Source organism: Nocardioides sp. cx-173, assembly GCF_021117365.1.
In the GTDB taxonomy this organism is placed as follows: Bacteria; Actinomycetota; Actinomycetes; order Propionibacteriales; family Nocardioidaceae; genus Nocardioides.
This window is the reverse complement of record NZ_CP088262.1, coordinates 4,284,118-4,306,148: the sequence shown is the minus strand read 5'-3', so window position 1 is coordinate 4,306,148 and position 22,031 is coordinate 4,284,118. Positions and strand designations below refer to the sequence as shown.

Genomic DNA, 22,031 nt, shown 5'->3' with positions numbered 1-22,031 from the left:
AGGCGCATCATCGAGAGATTGTCCCCTCGACGCCCGGAGCCCCCCATGCAGCCACGTCGTCCGCACACCGGCACCGCCCCCACCGTGTTGGGCTCGCTCTCGACCGGTAACGGGACCGGGGCGCTGCGCACCCCGGCCGCGACCATCATCGCCACCGGGCAGCTCTCCATCCAGCAGCAGGGGACGGGCGCCGACACGCTGTGGTGCCAGTTCCGCGTGGACGGGGTCACCGCCCCGACGCACAGCTACGACATCGACGAGGACTTCAGCATGGTGCCGGTGGGGGCGGTCGTGCCGGTCGCCGCCGGCACCCACGACGTCTCCCTGGTGTGCAACGGCAGCGCGGACGCCGGCAACGTGCAGGTCTCCGTGGTGGCGGTGCCCCGCTGACCCCGGCTGACGCCGGACGGCTCAGCCCTTGTTGCCGGTGGTCGCGATGCCGCGCACGAAGTGCCGCTGACCCAGGAAGAACAGCACGATCATCGGCACCGTGGCGATGACGCTGGCCGTGATGACGATCTCCCAGTGCCACTCGCCGCCGAAGCCGAACTGGTCCAGCATCGACTTCAGGCCGCGGGGCACGGTGAAGTCCGCCGTGTCGCGCAGGTAGATCAGCGGCCGCATCAGGTCGGTCCACGCCGCCTGGAACTCGAACAGCGCCACGACGACCAGCGCCGGCTTGGTGAGCGGCAGCCCGATGTGCCAGAAGACCTGCCAGTTGTTGGCGCCGTCCAGGGTCGCCGCCTCGAAGACGTCGCGTGGCAGCCCGAGGAAGAACTGGCGCAGCAGGAAGATGTAGAAGGCGCTGCCGAACAGGTTGCCGGCCCACAGCGGGGTGAGCGTGCCGACCTGGCCGAGCGCGTCCCAGATCAGGTACGTCGGGATCATCGTCACCGCGCCGGGCAGCATCATCGTGGCCAGCACGACCCCGAAGAGCACGCCCCGGCCGCGGAAGCGGAAGTAGCTGAAGCCCCAGGCCACCAGCGCGCTGGAGAGCGTGACGGTCACCGTGGCGAGCACGGTCACCAGGGCGGTGTTGACCAGCCACTGCCCGATCGGCTCGTTCCACACCTCCACGTAGTTGTCGAGGGTGAAGGTCCGCGGGATGAGCCGGTTGTCGAAGACCTCGCCGCGCGGCTTGAACGACGCGCTGACCAGCCACACGAAGGGGTAGACGAACACGACGGTGAGCAGCACCAGGGCGGCGGTGACCAGCGCCCGCTGGAGGCGGCTGCCGGGACGGCGGCGGGGCGGGGGCTCCTCGTGGGCGACGGCGGCGTGGGGCGCGACGGGGTCGGTACGCGGCGCGGGGGTGTCGACGGCGGTCATCGCTGCTCCCCCTCGAGGTAGACCAGTCGCTTGCTGACCCGGACCTGGACGAAGGTGACGACCATGATGATCAGGAACAGCACCCACGCGAGGGCGGCGGCGTAGCCCATGTGCAGGAACTCGAAGGCCTGCTGGAAGAGGTAGATCGAGTAGAAGAGCGCCGCGTCGTTGCCGTAGGTCGTGTTGCCGCTGCCGAAGAAGGCGGTGTAGGCCTCGGTGAAGGACTGGAAGCCGGCGATGGTGTCCACGATGACCACGAAGAAGAGCGCCCCGCTGATCATCGGCAGGGTCACGTGCCAGGTGCGGCGCCACCAGCCGGCGCCGTCGCAGCGGGCGGCGTCGTAGAGCTCCTCCGGCACGTTGCGCAGGGCCGCCAGCAGGATGATGACCGAGCCGCCGACCGTCCAGAGGCTCATCATCGCCAGCCCCGGCTTGACCCAGGTCGGGTCGGTGGTCCACGAGGGACCGTCGATCCCGACCAGCCCGAGCGCCTCGTTGATGAGTCCGCTCTGGCCGTTGAACAGCAGCAGCAGCAGGATCCCGATCGCCACCGGCGGGGTCATCTTGGGCAGGAAGAACGCCGTGCGGAAGAAGCCCGAGGCGCGCCCCGCCGCGTTGAGCAGCAGGGCCAGCCCCAGGGAGACGACGGCCTGGGCCGGCACGCTGAACAGGACGAACACGAAGGTGTTGCGCAACGCCAGCGAGACCTTGGGGTCCTGCAGCAGCTCCTCGAAGTTGGCGGTCCCGACGAAGGAGGGGTCGTTGATCACGTCGTAGTCGGTCAGGGAGAGGTAGCCGGTGTAGAGGACCGGGTAGGCGGTGAAGAGCAGGAAGCCGACGATCCAGGGGCTGATGAACAGCAGCGCCGCGCGCCGGTCCCGGCGCTCGGCGCCACCGCGGGAGGAGGGCGTGCGTCGGAAGGGGGTGAGCGCAGCGGTGCTCACCGCTCCTCCCACTCGGCCCAGCCGGCGTCGAGGGCGCTCTGCGCCTCCTCCTGGGCCTGGGCCATCGCCTCCTGGGGCGACTGCTGGCCGTTGAGCACCCGGTTGACCGCGTCCTCCCAGGCCGTCTCGAACTCCTCGCCGGCGGGGTTCGCCGGCAGCGAGAAGGTGTGGTCGTTGGCGTCGTACTGCGCGGTGACGGCGCTGTCCCACTTCTCCTCGCCGCTGGGCTCGACCATCGCGCGCACCTGCTCGTCGGCCTCCTCGTTGGCGGTCAGCAGCCCGGTGAAGATGCCGCCCTCCTTCTCGCCGCGCAGGCGGACGCGCTCCTGCGCGGCGGCCACCCAGCTCTCGGTCTCGGTCATGACCCGGGCGAAGCGGCAGGCAGCCTCGGGGTTGGCGCTGCCCTTGGGGATCGCCCACGCCGAGCCGGAGGCGAAGGCCAGTGGCTCGCCGTCGGTGTCACGGAAGGTGTCGAAGACGACCGGGGCCTGGGGCGAGACGTCGTTGAGGACGCTGACGTACCACTGCTCCATCGGCATCGCTCCGAGCGTCCCGGAGGCGAACTGGTTGCCCTCGCCGAAGAAGTCGGCGGAGTCGCGGAACGCCTTGACGTCGCTGAAGCCGCCCTGCTCGTCGTAGACCGACACCGCGAACTCCAGCGCCTCCACGACCGCCGGGTCGTCGAGTTGGGCGGTGCGGCCGTCCTCGGAGATCAGGTCGGCGCCGTTGGCCTTGGCCCACAGCGGCAGGAACTCCGGCAGCTTGGTGTCGTAGCCGATCACCGAGAGGTCGCCGCCCTGGCGCCCCATCAGCGCGCGGTTGGCCTCGGCCACGGCGTCCCAGTCGGAGCCGTTGACGTCGTCGAGCGTCAGCCCCTCCTGCCGCAGCAGGTCGCCGTTGGCCTGCACGATCTGGACCAGGTTGAACTCCGGCACGGCCCAGATCTCGTCGGCGAAGGTGACCTGGTCCAGCGCGGACTCCCGCAGGACCGAGGTGTCGACCTGCTCGCCGTCGATGCAGTCGGTGAGCGGGACGATCGCCCCCCGCGAGGCGAAGGTGCCGATCTGCTTGCGGTCGGCATAGATGATCTCCGGCGGCTCGCCGCTGGCCACCGACGACAGGAACTGCTGGATGTCCAGGTCGCCCTCGACCAGCTCCACGTCGACGTCGCCGCCCAGCGCCTCCTCGGCGCGGTCCAGGCGGGTGCTCGCGATCTCGTCGACGGCGCCGAAGCCCATCACGGTCAGCGCGCCGCTGAGCTCGGCCTCGCGGTCGTACGACGCGTCGTCCGACTCGTCGTCGGACGACCCGGTCGCGCACGCGGTCAGCAGCAGGGCCGCTGCGGCCAGGGGGACGAGCTGGTGGGTACGCCTCATGGGGCCTCCTCAGGGCGGCCGACCCCGGTGGGCGCGGCGCAGGGCAACCACTCCGGTACCCACTTCTCCTGCCACTTGCGTTTTACATCGAAATCAACGGTGCTGGTAAGTAAAAAGTAAAAGTCAGGCTTGACTGTTTGTTCATGAGGCGGCAGGCTCGCCCTGTGACCACCGGACCCGCGACCCGCGTCTCCCAGGAGGAGCGAAGCCGGGCGATGCGGGCCCGGTTACTGCAGGCGACGGTGGAGGTGCTGGTCGAGCGCGGCTTCGGCGGCACGACCACGACGCTGGTCTCCGAGCGGGCCGGGGTGAGTCGCGGCGCCCAGCTGCACCACTTCCCGACCAAGAACGACCTCGTCGTCGCCGCGGTCGAGCACCTGACCGAGGTGCGCGGCCGAGAGCTCGCCGCCGCGGCCACGCGCCTGCCGCAAGGCGAGCGCCGCACCCGCGCGGTGCTGGAGATGCTCGGCGACCACTTCACCTCGCCGGTGTTCACCGCCGCGCTGGAGCTCTGGGTCGCGGCACGCACCGACGAGACGCTGATGGCCGCGGTCGCCCCGTTGGAGCAGCGGGTCGGGCGCGAGGTGCACCGCCTCACCGTGGAGCTGCTCGGCGCCGACGAGTCCCGGCCCGGGACCCGCGAGCTCATCCAGGCGACCCTCGACCTGGTCCGCGGCCTCGGTCTCGCCGACACCATCACCGACGACGCGCGCCGACGTGCCCGCATCCTCGACCAGTGGGCCCTGACCCTCGACGCCGCCCTGAAGGAGACCCCGTGAACCAGCTGCTCGAGGACCTGCTCGCCGACCTGGACGCCGAGACCGACCGGCTCTGGAGCGCCGTCTCGGGCCTCGCCGACTCAGCCGACGGGGGCTGGGCCACCCCCACGCCGGCCGCCGGCTGGAGTGTCGCCACCCAGGTCGCGCACCTGCTCTGGACCGACGAGACCGCCACGGCTGCCGCCCGCTCGGTCGAGGGGCCGGCGCGCAAGGAGGCCTGGGACGCGATCGTGCTCGAGGCGATCGCGGACCCGACCGGGTACGTCGACGCGTCGGCCCACGAGGTCGCCCGGCTGAGCCCGGCCGCCCTGCTGGCGCGCTGGGGCAAGGCGCGCACGGCCCTCGCCGAGGCGCTGCGCGACCTCCCCGACGGCGAGCGGATGCCGTGGTTCGGGCCGCCGATGTCTGCGTCCTCGATGGCGACCGCCCGCTTCATGGAGACCTGGGCCCATGCGCTCGACGTCTACGAGGCGCTCGGCGTCGAGCCGGAAATCACCGATCGGATCCGGCACGTCGCCCACCTGGGCGTGCGCACCCGCGGCTTCGCGTTCGCCACCCACGGCCTGCCGGCGCCTGCGGAGGACTTCCGCGTCGAGCTCACCGCACCGTCCGGCGAGATCTGGGCCTGGGGGCCGGACGACGCCGTGCAGCGGGTGAGCGGGCCGGCGTACGACTTCTGCCTGCTGGCGACCCAGCGCGTCCACCGCGACGACACCGCGCTGGTGGCCGAGGGCGCCGAGGCCGAGCAGTGGCTGGGGATCGCCCAGTGCTTCGCGGGACCTCCGGGCGAGGGGCGGGCGCCGCGATGAGCGCCGCCACCGGCGCCGTGCTGCGCATCGGCAACTGCTCCGGCTTCTACGGCGACCGGCTCGCGGCGATGCGCGAGATGCTGGAGGGAGCCCACGAGGGGCAGGCCCTGGACGTCCTCACGGGCGACTACCTCGCCGAGCTGACCATGCTGATCCTCGGCCGCGACACGATGAAGGACCCCTCGCTCGGCTACGCGCGCACCTTCGTGCGTCAGCTCGAGGACTGCCTCGGGCTCGCGCTCGAGAAGGGCGTCAAGATCGTCAGCAACGCCGGTGGGCTCAACCCCGCCGGCCTGGCCGGCAAGGTCCGCGAGGTCGCGACCGGCCTCGGGCTGGACGTCAAGGTCGCCCACGTCGAGGGTGACGACCTGCGCGCGCTGTCCTTCGACGGCGCGCTCACGGCCAACGCCTACCTGGGCGGCTTCGGGATCGCCGCCGCGCTGCGCCAGGGCGCGGACGTCGTCGTCACCGGCCGGGTCACCGACGCCTCGCTCGTGGTCGGGCCCGCCGTCGCCCACTTCGGCTGGACGCCCACGTCGTACGACGAGCTGGCCGGCGCCGTCGTCGCGGGCCACGTGCTCGAGTGCGGCACGCAGGCCACGGGCGGCAACTTCTCCGGCTTCCGGACGCTGCCCCGCACCGGGCGGCCGCTCGGCTTCCCGCTGGCCGAGATCGCCGCCGACGGCTCGTGCGTGGTCACCAAGCAGGACGGCACCGGGGGCGCGGTCACCGTCGACACCGTCACCGCCCAGCTGGTCTACGAGATCCAGAGCACCCGCTACCTCAACCCCGACGTCGTCACCGACCTCGCGTCGGTGCGCCTGGCCCAGGCCGGCCCCGACCGGGTCGCGATCTCCGGCGTGACCGGCGAGGCGCCACCCGAGCGGCTCAAGGTCTGCGTCAACACCCTCGGCGGCTTCCGCAACACCCTCGAGCTCGTCCTCACCGGCCTCGACATCGACGCCAAGGCCGCGTGGGTCCGCGAGCAGCTCGAGCCGTCGCTCACCGCGGCGACCGTCAGCTGGACGCGCACCGCCCTGCCGGGCCCCGACGCGGACACCGAGGAGGGCGCGTCCTGCCTGCTGCGGTGCACGGCCCTCGACCCCGAGGCGGGCCCGGTCGGAAAGGCGTTCACCGGCCCCGCGGTCGAGCTCGCGCTGGCGTCCTACCCGGGGTTCACCATGACCGCCCCGCCGGGACCGCCCACGCCGTACGGCGTCTATCGGGCCGAGTACGTCGACCGCTCGGCCGTGACCCACACGGTCGTGCACGCCGACGGGAGCCGCGAGGTCGTCGCGGACCCCACCGACTTCTCCAGCGCCGACGCCGAGGACGGTCTGCGGCCCTCGCCGTACCCCGCCCCGACCGACTCGCTCACCCGGCGGGTGCCGCTGGGGACCTTCGTCCACGCCCGGTCCGGCGACAAGGGCGGCGACGCCAACCTCGGCCTGTGGGTCGCGCACGAGGGCCCCGACGGCCCCGACGACCCCGACAAGTACGACGAGCGCGTCACCTGGCTGGCCAAGTTCATGAGCCCGCGCAAGGTGCGCGAGCTGATCCCGGAGGCACGAGACCTCGACGTCGAGGTGTACCTGCTCCCGCACCTCGGCGCCGTCAACGTGCTCATCCGCGGCCTGCTCGGCGAGGGGGTCGCGGCCTCGACCCGCTTCGACCCCCAGGCCAAGGGCCTGGGCGAATGGGTGCGCTCGCGCCTCGTCCACATCCAGGAGGACCTGACATGAGCAGCGAGCACCGCGACGCGCTGCGCGACGTCGCCACCGAGTTCACCCGCCGCGAGGTCACCCCGCACCTCCAGGCGTGGGAGGACGCGGGCGCCATCCCGCGCGAGCTGCACCGCGCCGCCGCCGCGCAGGGCCTCCTCGGCATCTCCTTCCCGGAGTCGGTGGGCGGCGAGGGCGGCGACCTGCTCGACACGGTCGCGCTCCAGGAGGCGATGTTCGCCGCCGGTGCGTCGAGCGGCCTGATGGCCGGGCTGTTCACCAACGGCATCGCGCTGCCCCACATCGCCGCGCACGGCTCGCCCGCGCTGGTCGACCGCTACGTGCGGCCGACCCTGGCCGGGCAGACGATCGGCTCGCTCGCGATCACCGAGCCCGGCGGCGGCTCCGACGTCGGCAACCTGCGCACGAGCGCCGTGCGCGACGGCGAGCACTACGTCGTCAACGGCGACAAGACCTTCATCACCAGCGGCGTGCGCGCCGACTTCGTGACGACCGCGGTCCGCACCGGTGGTCCGGGCGCCGGTGGGGTGAGCCTGCTGGTGATCGACAAGGACACGGCCGGCTTCACCGTCGACCGGTCCCTGGCCAAGATGGGCTGGCACTGCTCGGACACCGCCGAGCTGTCCTTCGCCGACGTCCGGGTCCCGGTCGGCAACCTGGTCGGCGAGGAGAACGCCGGCTTCTGGTACATCGCCGAGCAGTTCGTCGTCGAGCGGATGGCGCTCGCGGTCCACGGCTACGGCATCGCCGCCCGCTCGCTCGCGCTCGCCCATGCCTACTGCCAGGAGCGCGAGACCTTCGGCAAGCCGCTGGTCTCGCGCCAGGTCGTGCGCCACCAGCTCGTCGAGATGCACCGCCGGGTCGAGGTGGCGCGCGCCTACACGCACGCCGTCGCCGCCCGCCACGTGGCCGGGGAGAGCGTCATCGCCGAGGCCTGCCTGGCCAAGCAGACCGCCTGCGACACCGCGACCTACGTCTGCGACCAGGCGGTCCAGCTCTTCGGCGGGACCGGCTACATGCACGGCACCGAGGTGGAGCGGCACTACCGCGACGCCCGGCTCCTGCCCATCGGGGGCGGCGCCACCGAGGTGCTCGCCGACCTCGCCGCCAAGCTGCTGGGCTACGCGTCATGACCGCTTCATCGCTGGTTGAGGTGCGAAGGCCGCTAGGCCTGAGCCTCGAAACCCCTGTAGACGAAAGGCAACCGTGAGTATGAGCAACCGCGAGGCGATGCTCGAGAAGATCGAGGCGCTCGACGCCGAGAACGCGAAGGCGGTGGCCGGGGGCGGGGAGAGGTCCGTCGCGCGCCACCACGGCCGCGGCAAGCTGATGCCGCGCGAGCGCATCGAGCTGCTGATCGACGAGGGCTCGGCGTTCCTGGAGCTGAGCCCGCTGGCCGGCTGGGGCTCGGACTTCGCCGTCGGCGCCAGCGTCGTCACCGGCATCGGGGTGATCGAGGGGGTGGAGTGCATGATCACCGCCAACGACCCCTCGGTGAAGGGCGGCGCCTCCAACCCCTGGACGGTGAAGAAGATCTTCCGCGCCTCCCAGATCGCCGAGGAGAACGGCCTGCCCAGCGTCTCGCTCGTCGAGTCCGGGGGCGCCGACCTGCCGACGCAGAAGGAGATCTTCATCCCCGGCGGCAAGCTGTTCCGCGACCTGACCCGCGCCAGCGCCCGCAAGCAGCCCACGATCGCGCTGGTCTTCGGCAACTCCACCGCCGGCGGCGCGTACGTGCCCGGCATGAGCGACTACACGGTCATGGTCAAGGAGCAGGCCAAGGTGTTCCTCGGCGGCCCGCCGCTGGTCAAGATGGCCACCGGCGAGGAGTCCGACGACGAGTCGCTCGGCGGCGCCGAGATGCACGCGCGCACCTCGGGCCTCGCCGACTACCTCGCCGAGGACGAGCGCGACGCCATCCGGATCGGGCGACGCATCGTCGCGCGGCTCAACTGGCGCAAGGCGCGGACCGCCCCGGCGACGTACGCCGAGCCCGACGCCGACCCCGACGGCCTGCTCGACCTGATCCCCACCGACCTGAAGGAGCCGTTCGACCCGCGCGAGGTCATCGCGCGGATCTGCGACGGCGTGAGCGAGGGCGACGGCCCCGAAGGCAGGGCGTTCGACGAGTTCAAGCCGCTCTACGGCACCTCGCTGGTCACCGGCTGGGCCAGGCTGCACGGCCACCCCATCGGCATCCTCGCCAACGCCCAGGGCGTGCTGTTCTCCGAGGAGGCGCAGAAGGCGACGCAGTTCGTGCAGCTCGCCAACCAGAGCGACACGCCCCTGCTCTTCCTGCACAACACCACCGGCTACATGGTCGGCAAGGACTACGAGCAGGGCGGGATCATCAAGCACGGCGCGATGATGATCAATGCGATCAGCAACTCCACCGTGCCGCACCTGACCGTGGTCATGGGCGCGTCGTACGGCGCCGGCAACTACGGCATGAACGGGCGCGCCTTCGACCCCCGCTTCCTCTTCACCTGGCCCTCGGCCAAGTCGGCGGTGATGGGCCCGGCCCAGCTGGCCGGCGTGCTCGAGATCGTGGCCCAGCAGTCCGCGGAGTCCAAGGGCCAGGAGTTCGACGCCGAGGGCTTCAAGGGCATCAAGGAGCTCGTCGAGGCACAGGTCGAGGAGCAGTCCCTGCCGTACTTCCTCTCGGGGATGCTCTACGACGACGGCGTCATCGACCCGCGCGACACCCGCACCGTCCTCGGCATCTGCCTGTCCGTGATCGACAACTCGGCGTACAGCGGCACCGACCGCTTCGGCGTCTTCAGGATGTGACCCGCGTGCCGACCATCAGCAGAGTCCTCGTCGCCAACCGCGCCGAGATCGCGAGCCGGGTGTTCCGCACCTGCCGCGACCTCGGCATCGAGACCGTGGCCGTCCACTCCGACGCCGATGCCGCGCTGCCCTACGTCGCCGAGGCCGACCACGCCGTACGCCTGCCCGGCACGGCGCCGGCCGACACCTACCTGCGTGCCGACCTGGTCCTCGACGCCGCCCGCCGCACGGGTGCCGACGCGGTCCACCCGGGCTACGGGTTCCTGTCGGAGAACGCCGACTTCGCCCGCGCCGTCGCGGCTGCGGGCCTGACCTGGATCGGTCCGGCGCCTGCGTCCATCGAGCAGATGGGCTCGAAGATCGAGTCCAAGAAGCTCATGGAGGCCGCCGGCGTGCCGGTGCTCACCAACCACTCGGTCGACACCGCCACCGACGCCGACCTGCCGCTGCTGGTCAAGGCCTCGGCGGGCGGCGGCGGCCGTGGCATGCGGGTCGTGCGCTCCCTGGCCGACCTGCCCGGCGAGATCGAGAAGGCGCGCGCGGAGGCCGAGTCGGCCTTCGGCGACGGGACCGTCTTCGTCGAGCCCTACATCGAGCAGGGCCGCCACGTCGAGGTCCAGGTCCTGGGCCACGGCGAGGGGGTCGAGGTCTACGGCGAACGCGACTGCTCGATCCAGCGCCGCCACCAGAAGGTCGTGGAGGAGGCGCCGGCGCCGCTGCTGCCCGAGCCGACGCGCCGGGCGCTGCACGAGGCCGCGCGGGCGGCCGCGGCCGCGATCGACTACCGCGGAGCGGGCACCGTCGAGTTCCTCTACGACGCCGAGCGGGACCGCTTCTTCTTCCTGGAGATGAACACCCGGCTCCAGGTCGAGCACCCGGTCACGGAGGAGGTCTTCGGCGTCGACCTGGTCGCCCAGCAGATCGCGGTGGCCGAGGACGAGGCCGTGGCGGGAGCGGTGCGGCCCGAGGGGCACGCGATCGAGGTCCGGCTCTACGCCGAGGACCCGAGCGCCGACTACCAGCCGCAGAGCGGGCTGCTGACGTCGTTCGAGATCCCGGTCGAGGACGGCATCCGCGTGGAGAGCGGCTTCGCGAGCGGCAACGAGGTGTCGACGCACTACGACGCGATGCTCGCCAAGGTCATCGCGCACGCCGGCACCCGCCAGGCCGCCGCCCGCAAGCTCGCGTCGGTCCTGAGCCGGGCCCGCATCCACGGCCTGGTCACCAACCGGGACCTCCTGGTCGCGATCCTGCGGGACGAGACCTTCCTGTCGGGTCAGGTCAGCACGGCGTTCCTCGGCGGTTTCGAGACGGGACTCCGTTCTTCTTCCACCACCGAGGCGGCTGCGGTGGCGGCGGCGGTGGCGCTGGCGGAGCGGGCCGGGGCGGCACGGACCGTGCAGTCCGGGGCCCCGGTGGGCTGGCGCAACGTCACCTCCCAGCCGCAGCGCACCGAGTTCGAGGGCGACCTGGTCGTCGAGTGGCTCGGCGGACGTGACGGGTACGTCGTCGACGGCCACGTCGTCGTGACGGCGAGCCCCACCTCCGTGACGCTCGAGACCGACGGCGTCCGCACGACGTACGACGTCGCGGTCAGCGGTCTGGTCGTCGACGTCGACTCCACCCACGGGCACGTGCGGCTCGAGCGGGTCCCGCGGTTCGTGGACCCGGCCGACGCGGTCGCGAGCGGCTCGCTGCTCGCACCGATGCCCGGCACCGTCGTGCGGGTGGTCGTCGAGCCCGGCGCGACCGTCGCCGCGGGCGACCCGGTCCTGGTCCTCGAGGCCATGAAGATGCAGCACACCGTGAGCGCGCCCCACGACGGCACGGTCGCCGAGATCCACGTCCAGCCAGGCACCCAGGTCGCCGCCGGTGAGGTCCTCGCCGTCGTCGAGACAGGAGAAGACGCATGACCACGTTCACCGAGACCGAGGAGCGCCAGGAGCTGCGCAAGGCCGTGCGCAAGCTGGCCGGCAAGTACGGCCGGGAGTGGTTCGCCGAGAAGGCGCGCTCCGGCGAGAAGACCACCGAGCTGTGGCTGGAGATCGGGAAGTTCGGCTACCTCGGCATCAATATCCCCGAGGAGTACGGCGGCGGTGGCGGCGGCATCGGCGACATCGCGGCGGTGTGCGAGGAGCTGTCGGCGCAGGGGTGCCCGCTGCTGCTGATGGTCGTGAGCCCCGCGATCTGCGGCACGATCATCACCCGCTACGGCACCGAGGAGCAGAAGCGGCGCTGGCTGCCCGGCATCTGCGACGGCACGGGCACCATGGCGTTCGCCATCACCGAGCCCGACGCCGGCACCAACACGCACAACATCACCACGACCGCGCGCCGTGACGGCGATGGCTGGGTGCTCACGGGTCGCAAGATCTACATCTCGGGCGTCGACGAGGCCGACAACGTGCTGGTCGTGGCGCGCACCGAGGACGCGAAGACCGGCAAGCTCAAGCCCTGCCTGTTCGTGGTCCCCACCGACGCGGCGGGTCTCGAGGCCAAGCCGATCCCCATGGAGATCGTCAGCCCGGAGCTGCAGTTCCAGGTGTTCCTCGACGACGTCCGGCTGCCCGCCGACGCCCTGGTCGGCGACGAGGACGGCGGCCTGGTCCAGCTCTTCGCCGGCCTCAACCCCGAGCGGATCATGGCGGCGTCGTTCTCCACCGGCCTGGCTCGCTACGCGCTCGACAAGGCGGCGGCGTACGCCAAGGAGCGGGTGGTCTTCAAGGCGCCGATCGGCTCCCACCAGGCCATCGCGCACCCGCTGGCCCAGTCGCACATCGAGATCGAGCTGGCCCGGCTGATGACCCAGAAGGCCGCCGCCCTCTACGACGCCGGCGACGACATGGGCGCCGGCGAGGCGGCCAACATGGCCAAGTACGCCGCCGCCGAGGCCGCCTGCGACGCCGCCGACCGCGCCGTCCACACCCACGGCGGCAACGGGATCACCCAGGAGTACGGCATGGCGGGCCTGCTCGTCGCCACACGCGCCGGCCGGATCGCCCCCGTCAGCCGCGAGATGATCCTCAACTTCGTCTCGATGCACTCGCTGGGGCTGCCGAAGTCGTACTGAGGGGTCTCGAGGCTCGTCGCTGGCGCTCCTCGCACCTCGACCACCGAGAGCCGATCGCGTGGGTTGAGGTGGGAGCGGGGCGACCTCGACACCCGATTCCGGGGGGCCGCACCGGTACCGTGACGGCGTGGGCAACGTCGTCGGGAGGGTCGATCGCACGCAGCGGCGCTTCCGGGTGCTGGGCGTGCCGATCGCGGTGGTCTACAAGTTCTTCGACGACCAGGGCAACTACCTGTCGGCGGCGCTGACCTACTACGCCTTCGTCGCGATCTTCCCGATCCTGCTGCTGGCGACGTCGATCTTCGGCTTCTTCCTGCAGGGCGACCCCGAGCTCCAGGAGCAGGTGCTCAACTCGGCGCTGAGCAACTTCCCGATCATCGGCGACCAGCTCGGCCGGCCCGAGGGCCTGCGCGGCTCGACCGGCGCGGTCGTGGTCGGCGCGCTGGCCGCGATGTACGGATGCCTGGGGCTGGGCATGGCGGCGCAGAACACGATGGCGACGGCGTACGCCGTGCCACGCAACAGCCGGCCCAACCCGTTCCTGCTGCGCTTTCGCAGCCTCACCCTCCTGGCGTCGGCCGGGGTGGCGGTGCTGGTGCTGTCGGGCTTCGGGGTGGCGGGCAGCAACGCCGAGAACTTCGGCGCCGAGATCAACACGACCATCCGCTGGCTGATCCTCGGCGCGACGGTGGTCGTGGTCGGGCTGGTGCTCACCTTGCTGTTCCGGATGGCCTCGCCCCGCCGGGACCGCCTGACCCGCGCCGCCCCCGGGGCGTTCTTCGTCGCGCTGGGGTGGCAGGGCCTGCAGCAGCTCGGCACGGTCTACGCCACCAACGTGCTGGCGGGCACGAGCTCGATGAACCAGACCTTCGGGTTGGTCCTGGGGCTCATCGGCCTGATCTACATCGCCGCGGTCATCGGGGTGCTCGGCGTCGAGCTCAACGTGGTGCTGGCCCAGCGGCTGTGGCCGCGCGCGCTGCTGACGCCGTTCACGGACGCGGTCGACCTCACCGAGGCCGACCGCCGGGTCTACGCGATGTACGCGCAGATGCAGCGCCACAAGGGCTTCGAGACCATCATCGTCCGCTTCGACGGCCGCGACGGGGACACCCACGAGATCGTGCTGGACGGCCACGAGAAGGACGGCCGGTCCGCCCGGACCCAGAGCATCCGGCTAGACGACGAGGCGGGTGCGGAGGGCGGCCAGGGTGCCGGGCGCGAGCCCTAGCCCGTCGGCGAGGTAGCCGTCGAGCGAGCCGTACGCCGCATCGGCGGCGTCGTAGGCCACCTGCAGGTACGCGCGGTCGGCGACCATGACGGCCTCGTAGACCTCGACCTTGTCCTCGCCGAGGTGCTCGCGCACCATCGCGAGGTACTTGGTGCGCGTGGCCGACGCGATGGTGTTGGTGGCGAGGTAGTCCGCCAGGATCGTGTCGGCGTCCACGCCGGCGATGTGCAGCAGCAGCGCCGCGGCCCAGCCGGTGCGGTCCTTCCCGGCCGTGCAGTGGAACAGCTGCGGTGCCTCGCCCGCGGCGATCTCGTGCAGCAGCACGCGGAACGCCTCGCGCGCACCCGGCTTCTCCACGAAGCCCCGGTAGACCTCGCGCATCACGGCGAGCGCCTGCTCGCGCGTCTCCAGGGTCACTACCGCGTCCATCGGGATGCCCCGCACCTCGACGTGGCGCCAGGTGGCCCCGGGCACCGGCGCGTCCGGGTGGGCCTCGACCTCGTGGGCGTCGCGCAGGTCGAAGATCGTGGTGATCCCCAGGCGGGACAGCGCCTCGGCGTCCTCGTCGGTGAGCGTCAGCTCGTTGGAGCGGTACAGCAGCCCCCGGCGCACGGTGCGGCCGTCGGTCGTGGGATACCCGGGTCCGGCGACGTCGCGGAAGTTGTCCGCCGAGGCCAGGCGGACCAGCTCCTCGCCCAGCTCGGCCTCGAGCGGGGCGTCGAGCGGGGCGTCGAGCGGGGCGTCGAGCGGGGCATCGGGCGGGGCATCGGGCCGGGCGTCGTCGGAGGACACGAGTCGCAGGATAGGGGCTCCGCGCCGATCGCCCGATCCCGGTGCGCCGCGCGGTCGGGTGGTCCACAATCCCTGCATGGTCAAGCTGCAGCTGCTGGGGGCCGTCGTCACGTTCGCCCTCTGGGTCTTCTGCCTGGTCGACGTCATCGGCAGCGACGAGAGCCGCATCCGCAACCTGTCCAAGATCGTCTGGCTGCTGGTGGTGCTGCTCTTCCCCTTCATCGGCTCCGTCGCCTGGCTGGTGGCCGGGCGGCCGGAGAAGGTACGGCGCTCGGGCGTCGCGACGGCCTACCCCGAGTACGACCGACCGGGGCGCATGTCGGCCAGCGACCCGGCCAAGGACGAGGAGTTCCTGCGCCGGCTGCGCGAGCGCGCCGAGGAGCAGCGCCGCCGCCACGAGCAGGAGAAGCGAGCGAGCGAGCAGGACCCGGAGCCCGAGCCGCCGGTCCCGGGACCGTAGGAGCCGGCGCCGTCACGCGACCGCGCGGCGGGCGCCGCCGGCGCGGCGGGGCGGCAGCGGCAGGAACATCGAGGTCCGGGCGGCGTACGCGGGGTAGCCCTCGCGCCGCATCATCGTGCGCTCCAGCAGCCGGGCCCCGGTGGCGAACACCAGGAAGTAGGTCATGGCGACCGGGGCGAGCACGGTGGCGAGACCGGCCTCCCAGCCCGACCCGAGGCCGGCGACCAGCCAGACGCCCCACCAGACGCAGGCGTCGCCGAAGTAGTTGGGATGGCGGGTGTAGCGCCACAGCCCGCGGTCCATCACCTTCGGCCGGTCCGGGTCCCGCTTGTACGCCGCAAGCTGGGCGTCGCCGACGCTCTCGAAGACCACGCCGACGACCCAGAGCGCGACGCCGGCCGCCACGACCGCCCACGACCGGACCTCCGAGACGGCGCCCACCTGCACCGGCAGCGAGACGAACCAGACCGCGAGACCCTGCACCACGAACACCTTGCGCACGGCGACGCCCAGGCCGACCTCCGGCAGCGTGCCGCCGAGGACCTCCTCGTAGCGCGGGTCCTCGCCGTGGCCCACCGCGCGGCGGCGGATGTGCCAGGCCAGGCGCAGGCCCCAGAGCGCGACCAGCGCGAGCACCAGCCAGGGCCGGACCGGGTCGCGCTCGCTGCCGAGCCCGACCACCGCGCAGACCGCGGCGACCACGACGAAGCCGAGCCCCCAGGCGACGTCGACCACGGCCACCCGGCCCAGGCGGCGGGCCAGGAGCGCGGTCGCAAGCATGATCAGCGCGACCGACCCGAGAGCGGCCGCGCTGACGATCAGGAGGGCCGCCATCACCCACGCACCAGCGGCAGGGTGTGGGAGCCGCCGGGGCGGACCAGGAGGACCTGGTCGACGCCCATGCGCCCGTCGCGGAAGGCCATCGCGCCGCCCACGAGGTAGAGCCGCCAGACCCGCACGACCTCCTCGCCGACGAGCTCGGTCAGCCGCTCGGCGTTCGCCTCGAAGCGCCGCAGCCAGCCGGCGACCGTGTGGACGTAGTGCTCGCGCAGCCCGTGCACGTCGCGTGCCTCGAGGCCCGAGCGCTCGAGCAGCGCCACGGTCTCGCCGACCGGGCGCATGTACATGTCCGGGGCGATGAACGACTCGATGAACGGGCCGCCGCCGGGCCACCGGCCGGTCCGCGACATCTGCTGCACCAGCACCCGCCCGCCCGGGCGCACCGAGCGGTGCAGGACCGAGGCGTACGCCGGGTAGTTGCCCTGGCCGACGTGCTCGCCCATCTCGATCGACGACACCGCGTCGAAGTGGTCGCGCTCGGGCACCTCGCGGTAGTCCTGGAGCCGGATCTCGACCCGGTCGGCCAGCCCGCGCTCGGCGATGCGGGCGTCGACGAGCCGCTTCTGCTCCGCCGAGATGGTCACGCCGACCACGCGCGCCCCGAAGTGCTCGGCGGCGTGCAGCGACAGCGACCCCCAGCCGCTGCCGACGTCGAGCAGCCGCATCCCGGGCCCGAGGCCGAGCTTGCGGCAGACCAGTGACAGCTTGGCGGCCTGCGCCTCCTCGAGCGGCTGGTCGGGTGAGGCGTGGTAGCCGCACGAGTAGGCCATGCTCGGGTCCAGGATCAGCGAGTAGAACTCGTTCGAGAGGTCGTAGTGGTGGCTGATCGAGCGGCGGTCCCGCAGCGGGCTGTGCAGCCGGCCGCGGATGCGCGCCTGCGAGGCCGGCGCTGCGGGGGGACGCCCGAGGGCACCGGTCCCCGCGACCGCGCGGACGGCGCGCGCCAGCGCCGCGGCGCTCGGCCGCCCACCGCCCAGGCCCCGCTCGCGGGCGACGGAGAAGGCGTGGGTGAGCGCGGCGTCGAGGTCCCAGCCGCCCTCCTCGTGGACCTCCAGCTCCCCGGTGACGTAGGCCTGCGCGGCCCCGAGCTCGCCGGGGTGGCGCAGCAGGCGGCGTACGGCGTCGCGCGAGCGCAGCTCCACCAGTGGGGCGCCCGGCGGTCCGGCCTCCGAGCCGTCCCAGGCGCGCAGCCGCACCGGCAGCTCGCCGCCGACGAACGGCTCGACCGCGGCGGCCAGGCGCGGCGCGACGTCCAGGGCGCTCACGCGCCCTCCCCGAGCCGCGCGAAGGTGAGCTGGTTGACGTCGAGGTAGCCGGCCGCGAAGCCGGCGCGCGAGTACTCCAGGTAGAAGTGCCACATCCGCAGGAACGTCTCGTCGAACCCGAGCCCGAGCACCCGCTGGGAGGCGGCCAGGAACGCCTCGTCCCACAGCCGCAGCGTCTCGGCGTAGTGCGTGCCCATGGAGAGCCGGCCGGTCAGGGACAGACCGGTGTGCGCCGAGGTCACCTCGTCGAGCGCGCGCACGGACGGCAGGAAGCCGCCGGGGAAGATGTACTTGTTGATCCAGGTGTAGGTGCGTCGGGTCGCGAGCATCCGCTCGTGGGGCATGGTGATCGCCTGGATCGCGACCCGCCCGCCGGGCGCGAGCACCCGGTCGATCGTCTCGAAGTAGGTCCGCCAGTACTCCCACCCGACGGCCTCGATCATCTCGACCGACACGACCGCGTCGTAGGAGCCCTCGACCGCGCGGTAGTCGCACAGGTCGACCGAGACCAGGTCGGAGAGCCCCGCCACGGCGACCCGCTCACGGGCCAGGGCCTGCTGCTCGGTGGAGAGCGTGATGGTGCGGACCGTGGCGCCGCGGCGCGCGGCCCGGACGGCCAGCTCGCCCCACCCGGAGCCGATCTCGAGCAGGCGGGTCCCGGCGCCCACGCCGGCCTCGTCGAGCAGGCGCTCGATCTTGCGGGCCTGGGCGTCGTGCAGGTCGTCCGCGACCGGCACGCCGTACGGCGCGGCGGCCTGCAGGTGCTCGCCCCGGTCGACGACGTCGCCGGGGAACAGCGCCGAGGAGTAGCTCAGTGTGGGGTCCAGGAACTGCTGGAACAGCTCGTTGGACAGGTCGTAGTGGTGCGCGATGTTGTCGCGGGTGTTGGCCTCGCTGTTGCGGTGACCGCGCGGCGGCCGGGCGACGATCGCGGCCCGCAGCCGCTGCAGGCTCTGCGGCACCAGGTCGGAGATCTCGGCGGCGAGCACGGTGAGGAACCCGCCGAGGTCCTGGGCGTCCCAGGCCCCGGTGAGGTAGGCCTCGCCGAAGCCGATGAGCTGGTGCTGCCCGATCCGGGCGTAGAGCTCCTCGGGGCGGTGGACGACGGCGACCGGGCCGCCCCGGCCGAAGGTCTCCTCGCCGGCCAGCACGGTGACGTCGAGCCGGTCGATCGCGGCGCGGAAGAGCCGCTTCGCGACGCGCGCGGAGATGGCGGCGCGCGGACCGGTGGGCACGACGTCGAGGCCGGGCCAGTGGTTCACGAGGGGACGTGCGGGAGTCATCGTCATCGGGAGACTCCTTCCTGGTGGTGCGCGGGACGGGGACGGATCGGGAGCCGCCGCAGCCACAGCCACACGCCGTGGGCCCGGATCAGCGCGGAGCCGCGCAGGGCCTCGGGTGCGGCGCGCCAGGCTCCGCGGTCGGTACGACGCCCCGAGAGGGAGGCCGAGAAGACCTCGCCGTCGTCGCTGTGGAGGGTGACGGCGACGTGCAGACGCCGGCCCGGGACGGGCACGGCCAGCTCGTAGCTGCCGTCGGTGCCGTGGAACGGCGAGACGTACATGGCCTTGGGCGTCCTCGCCCGGCCCTGCCCGTCGGGATGAACGACGTAGGCGTGGCGGTCGCCGTAGGTGTTGTGCACCTCGACCACGGTCGCGGCCAGGCCGCCGGCGACGTCGTGGCACCAGAACACGCTGATCGGGTTGAAGCAGTGGCCGAACGCGCGGGCGTGGGCCGCCATCAGGACCCGGCCGCCGTCCAGGACGATCCCCTCGCGGGCCAGGAGCGCCTCCACGTTGGCGCGGATCGTGCGGTCCGGGTCGCCGAGGTGGTCGCGCGCCTCGAAGCGGGCCAGCAGACCGTGGTCGGGCAGCCGGTCCAGGTCCACCACCCAGGTGTGCGAGCGGTGCTCGAAGGTCCGCGCGAACGGCGTGCGGCGGGTGTGCCTGATCGTGGTCTCGTAGACCGCCGCCGCGCGGGCGGGGCCGGCGGTCTCGGCGGGCGGTGCGTCCCAGGCGAGGCCGAGGCGCTCGGCGGCGGCCAGGCCGGAGCGCGCGCCGTCCTCGTGGAAGCCCCACCCGTGGTAGGCACCGGCGAACACGACCCGGTCGGTGGCGATCTCCGGCAGCCGCTGCTGCGCGGCGACCGACGTGGGGTTGTAGAGCGGGTGCTCGTACTCCCTCCGCGCGATCACCGTGGCCGGGTCGACGAGGTGCTCGCCGCCCAGCGTCACCAGGTAGCGGGTCTCGGTGTCGAGGCGCTGCAGGCGGGTGAGGTCGTAGGTGACCAGCACCCCGGCGCGATCTGGTCCCTGGGTCGCGGGTCGGCGTACGTTCCAGCTGGCCCATGCGTTCGGGTTGCGCGGCAGCAGCGCGGTGTCGGTGTGCAGCAGGGCCACGTTGGGCGCGTAGGGCATCGCGCCGAGGACCTCGCGCTGCGCGGCGGTGGGCTCGGCGAGCATCGCCAGGGCGTGGCCGGGGTGGGTCGCGAGGACGACGGCGTCGTACGTCGAGACCACGCCGTTGCCGTCGGTGATCTCGACGCCGTCGGCCGTCTCGAGCACGGAGGTCACCTTGGTGCCGGTGCGCACGTCGGGCAGCCGGGCGGCGAGGCGACCGACGTACTCCTGGGAGCCGCCGGTGACGGTGCGCCACGGAGGCGAGCCGAAGACCGCGAGCATCCCGTGGTGCTGCAGGAACGTGAACAGGTAGCGGGCCGGGTAGTCCAGGGAGACCGCGGGGTCGCAGGACCAGACCGCGGCGACGAGGGGCTCCATGAAGTGCCGGGTGAAGTACGGCGTGAAGCCGGCGGCGGCCAGGAAGTCGCGCAGGGTGGTGTCGGCCCCCTCCGTGGCGAGGAGGCGGCGCGCGGCCCGGTGGAAGCGCGGGATCTCGGCGAGCATCCGCAGGTAGCGCGGGCGCAGCAGGTGGCGAGCCCCGGGGAACACGCCCTTGGGGCCGAGCGCGCCGGCCCACTCCAGGCCGGTGCTGTCGTCGCGGATGGACATCGACATCTCCGACTCCTGCGTGGCGACGCCGAGCTCGGCGAAGAGGCGCAGCAGGACCGGGTAGGTGCGCTCGTTGTGCACGATGAAGCCGGTGTCGATCGCGAGCTCGCGCTCGCCCTCGTGGACCAGGTGGGTGTCCGCGTGCCCGCCGAGGCGCTCGTCGGCCTCGAAGAGCGTGACCTCGGCGTGCCCGGCTGCGACGTGGGCGGCGGTGAGTCCGGCCACGCCGGATCCCACCACCGCGACGCGGCGGCGGTGCTGGTGGCTCATCAGGCCTGCTCGAACTCGAAGGTCAGGACCGGGTCGCTGCTCGGCTCCGGGGAGCCGCCGGCGGGCTCGACGGTGATGCCGGCGCCCTGCGCGGTGGCGGGGTCGCCCTCGAGCTCGAGCTCGCCGGACTCGCCCTCCATGATCCCGGCCGGGACCATGAGCCCGTCGTGCAGGAGCCACATCTCGTAGACCTGCGACTCGTCGAGCTCGGGCAGGCCCTCCGCCGAGATGACGGCCTGGTTGAGCTGGGCGGAGCGGACCAGCGTCACGGTCGCGCCGTCGACCCGCTGGGTGAAGGTCTCGGCGTCGGGTGCCTGGCGGACCCGCTCGGCGGCGCTCGGCGTGCCCTGGGACGTGTCGTCGTCCCACGGCTGCCACGCGGCCACGGCGCCGATGCCGACCACGGCGGCGACCGCGGCGGCCGCCAGGAGGAGGGGCAGCCGCCGGCGCCGGCGCTGCTCGGGAGCGGGCACCACCGGAGGCAGCGGACGCACGGTGTCGATGCCGGCGAGGACCCGGTCGCGCAGTCCGGCAGGCGGCTCCTGGCGGACGGCCTGCGCCAACATGGCGGTCGCCTCCCGCAGGCTGCGCACCTCGGCCCGGCAGGTCTCGCACTCCGCGAGGTGCCGCTCGAACTGGGCGCGCTCCAGGTCGTCGAGCGCGTCGACGGCGTAGGCACCCGAGAGCGCGTGGATGTCGCTGCTCATGTTCCTACTCCCATCGTGTCGCGCAGCCTGATCAGACCGTCGCGGATCCGTGTCTTGGCGGTGCCGACCGGGAGGTCGAGCATCGTAGCCACCTCGGTGTGTGTGTAGCCCCCGAAGTAGGCGAGCTCCAGCGCCTCGCGCTGGACCTGCGTCAGGGAGTGCAGTGCGTCGCGGACCCGCTTGGCCTCCAGCGAGGCGTGCGCGGCGTCGGCGGTCGAGTCGTGGTCGACCGCCTGGTTCTGCGAGTGGTACGTCGTGTCCCGGCGGCTGGCCGCCTCGGCCGAGCGGACCCGGTCGACGGCCTTGCGGTGCACGATGGTGAGGATCCAGGCCATCGGGCTGCCCAGGTCCCCGTCGTAGCGGCTCGCCGTGCGCCAGATCTCCAGGAGCGACTCCTGGGTGACCTCCTCGGCCTGCGCCGGGTCGCGGACCACGCGGACGGCCAGGCCGAACACGCGCGCCGCGACGGCGTCGTACAGCTGAGCGAACGCCGCCTGGTCGCCCCGGGCGGAGAGGTTCATCAGGTCGCCGAGGTCCGGCGTCGCCGGCGCCCCCTCCGGAGAGGGGACGCCGGCGACGGCCGGCCTGGTCGGGTCCATGGGCCTGATCCTCGCGCTCAGCTC

At 72.7% G+C, this 22,031-nt stretch carries 20 protein-coding genes; 10 read left to right on the top strand and 10 right to left on the bottom strand.

Annotated features, from left to right (window positions below; genetic code table 11):
- The first annotated feature begins 45 nt into the window (after nt 1–45).
- Complete coding sequence (locus tag LQ940_RS21010) at nt 46–390, top strand: hypothetical protein (protein WP_231241373.1); 345 nt, start codon at nt 46–48, stop codon at nt 388–390.
- 21 nt (nt 391–411) lie between these two features.
- Here the strand turns inward: LQ940_RS21010 and LQ940_RS21005 are convergent, their stop codons facing one another.
- The 3 genes from LQ940_RS21005 to LQ940_RS20995 are packed head-to-tail and all read right to left on the bottom strand — an operon-like array spanning nt 412 to nt 3,649.
- Nucleotides 412–1,329, bottom strand: a complete 918-nt coding sequence (locus LQ940_RS21005) for a carbohydrate ABC transporter permease (protein ID WP_231241374.1) — start codon at nt 1,327–1,329, stop codon at nt 412–414.
- Nucleotides 1,326–2,273: a carbohydrate ABC transporter permease gene (locus LQ940_RS21000; protein WP_231241375.1), complete on the bottom strand. Its 948-nt coding sequence runs from the start codon at nt 2,271–2,273 to the stop codon at nt 1,326–1,328. Before LQ940_RS21000 ends, LQ940_RS21005 begins: the two co-directional genes overlap by 4 nt.
- Nucleotides 2,270–3,649 carry an extracellular solute-binding protein gene (locus tag LQ940_RS20995; protein ID WP_231241376.1) on the bottom strand — a complete coding sequence of 460 codons (1,380 nt, stop codon included), beginning with the start codon at nt 3,647–3,649 and terminating at the stop codon, nt 2,270–2,272. The genes LQ940_RS21000 and LQ940_RS20995 overlap by 4 nt, the downstream gene beginning before the upstream one ends.
- Nucleotides 3,650–3,813: 164 nt before the next feature.
- Here LQ940_RS20995 and LQ940_RS20990 point away from each other — a divergent pair, with 164 nt between their 5' ends.
- The 8 genes from LQ940_RS20990 to LQ940_RS20955 all read left to right on the top strand — a co-directional run bounded on the left by LQ940_RS20990 (nt 3,814) and on the right by LQ940_RS20955 (nt 14,067).
- Complete coding sequence (locus tag LQ940_RS20990; protein WP_308217416.1) at nt 3,814–4,428, top strand: TetR/AcrR family transcriptional regulator; 615 nt, start codon at nt 3,814–3,816, stop codon at nt 4,426–4,428.
- Nucleotides 4,425–5,237 carry a TIGR03084 family metal-binding protein gene (locus tag LQ940_RS20985; protein WP_231241377.1) on the top strand — a complete coding sequence of 271 codons (813 nt, stop codon included), beginning with the start codon at nt 4,425–4,427 and terminating at the stop codon, nt 5,235–5,237. Before LQ940_RS20990 ends, LQ940_RS20985 begins: the two co-directional genes overlap by 4 nt.
- Nucleotides 5,234–6,979 (top strand): acyclic terpene utilization AtuA family protein, encoded by a 1,746-nt coding sequence (locus LQ940_RS20980; protein WP_231241378.1) that lies wholly within the window; start codon nt 5,234–5,236, stop codon nt 6,977–6,979. Before LQ940_RS20985 ends, LQ940_RS20980 begins: the two co-directional genes overlap by 4 nt.
- Nucleotides 6,976–8,112, top strand: coding sequence for an acyl-CoA dehydrogenase family protein (locus LQ940_RS20975; RefSeq protein WP_231241379.1), 1,137 nt, complete (start codon nt 6,976–6,978; stop codon nt 8,110–8,112). Before LQ940_RS20980 ends, LQ940_RS20975 begins: the two co-directional genes overlap by 4 nt.
- 79 nt (nt 8,113–8,191) lie before the next feature.
- Nucleotides 8,192–9,769 (top strand): acyl-CoA carboxylase subunit beta, encoded by a 1,578-nt coding sequence (locus LQ940_RS20970; protein ID WP_231241380.1) that lies wholly within the window; start codon nt 8,192–8,194, stop codon nt 9,767–9,769.
- A gap of 5 nt (nt 9,770–9,774) precedes the next feature.
- A complete protein-coding gene (locus tag LQ940_RS20965; RefSeq protein WP_231241381.1) occupies nt 9,775–11,682 on the top strand; it encodes an acetyl/propionyl/methylcrotonyl-CoA carboxylase subunit alpha in 1,908 nt (635 codons plus the stop codon).
- Nucleotides 11,679–12,839 carry an acyl-CoA dehydrogenase family protein gene (locus tag LQ940_RS20960; RefSeq protein ID WP_231241382.1) on the top strand — a complete coding sequence of 387 codons (1,161 nt, stop codon included), beginning with the start codon at nt 11,679–11,681 and terminating at the stop codon, nt 12,837–12,839. The genes LQ940_RS20965 and LQ940_RS20960 overlap by 4 nt, the downstream gene beginning before the upstream one ends.
- Before the next feature lie 127 nt (nt 12,840–12,966).
- Nucleotides 12,967–14,067, top strand: a complete 1,101-nt coding sequence (locus LQ940_RS20955; protein ID WP_231241383.1) for a YihY/virulence factor BrkB family protein — start codon at nt 12,967–12,969, stop codon at nt 14,065–14,067.
- Here the strand turns inward: LQ940_RS20955 and LQ940_RS20950 are convergent.
- Nucleotides 14,014–14,859 carry a tyrosine-protein phosphatase gene (locus tag LQ940_RS20950; RefSeq protein WP_231241384.1) on the bottom strand — a complete coding sequence of 282 codons (846 nt, stop codon included), beginning with the start codon at nt 14,857–14,859 and terminating at the stop codon, nt 14,014–14,016. The two genes, LQ940_RS20955 and LQ940_RS20950, sit on opposite strands and share 54 nt — an antisense overlap.
- Before the next feature lie 76 nt (nt 14,860–14,935).
- Here LQ940_RS20950 and LQ940_RS20945 point away from each other — a divergent pair, with 76 nt between their 5' ends.
- Nucleotides 14,936–15,319, top strand: coding sequence for a PLD nuclease N-terminal domain-containing protein (locus LQ940_RS20945; protein WP_231241385.1), 384 nt, complete (start codon nt 14,936–14,938; stop codon nt 15,317–15,319).
- A 12-nt stretch (nt 15,320–15,331) separates the two neighbouring features.
- On the opposite strand, the gene LQ940_RS20940 is transcribed toward LQ940_RS20945, so the two are convergent.
- Genes LQ940_RS20940 through sigK form a run of 6 tightly spaced genes read right to left on the bottom strand, consistent with a single transcriptional unit; the run spans nt 15,332 to nt 22,007 of the window.
- Nucleotides 15,332–16,153 (bottom strand): DUF1295 domain-containing protein, encoded by an 822-nt coding sequence (locus LQ940_RS20940; protein ID WP_231241386.1) that lies wholly within the window; start codon nt 16,151–16,153, stop codon nt 15,332–15,334.
- Nucleotides 16,153–17,424: an SAM-dependent methyltransferase gene (locus tag LQ940_RS20935; RefSeq protein ID WP_231241387.1), complete on the bottom strand. Its 1,272-nt coding sequence runs from the start codon at nt 17,422–17,424 to the stop codon at nt 16,153–16,155. Before LQ940_RS20935 ends, LQ940_RS20940 begins: the two co-directional genes overlap by 1 nt.
- On the bottom strand, nt 17,421–18,713 hold the full coding sequence (locus LQ940_RS20930) for an SAM-dependent methyltransferase (protein ID WP_231241388.1): 1,293 nt from the start codon (nt 18,711–18,713) through the stop codon (nt 17,421–17,423). The genes LQ940_RS20935 and LQ940_RS20930 overlap by 4 nt, the downstream gene beginning before the upstream one ends.
- Nucleotides 18,710–20,701, bottom strand: coding sequence for an FAD-dependent oxidoreductase (locus tag LQ940_RS20925; protein ID WP_231241389.1), 1,992 nt, complete (start codon nt 20,699–20,701; stop codon nt 18,710–18,712). The genes LQ940_RS20930 and LQ940_RS20925 overlap by 4 nt, the downstream gene beginning before the upstream one ends.
- The gene (locus tag LQ940_RS20920) at nt 20,701–21,408 is read right to left on the bottom strand and encodes an anti-sigma factor (RefSeq protein WP_231241390.1); all 708 of its coding nucleotides are present in this window, start codon (nt 21,406–21,408) and stop codon (nt 20,701–20,703) included. Before LQ940_RS20920 ends, LQ940_RS20925 begins: the two co-directional genes overlap by 1 nt.
- Nucleotides 21,405–22,007 carry an ECF RNA polymerase sigma factor SigK gene (gene sigK / locus LQ940_RS20915; RefSeq protein ID WP_231241391.1) on the bottom strand — a complete coding sequence of 201 codons (603 nt, stop codon included), beginning with the start codon at nt 22,005–22,007 and terminating at the stop codon, nt 21,405–21,407. The genes LQ940_RS20920 and sigK overlap by 4 nt, the downstream gene beginning before the upstream one ends.
- Between the last annotated feature and the right edge of the window lie 24 nt (nt 22,008–22,031).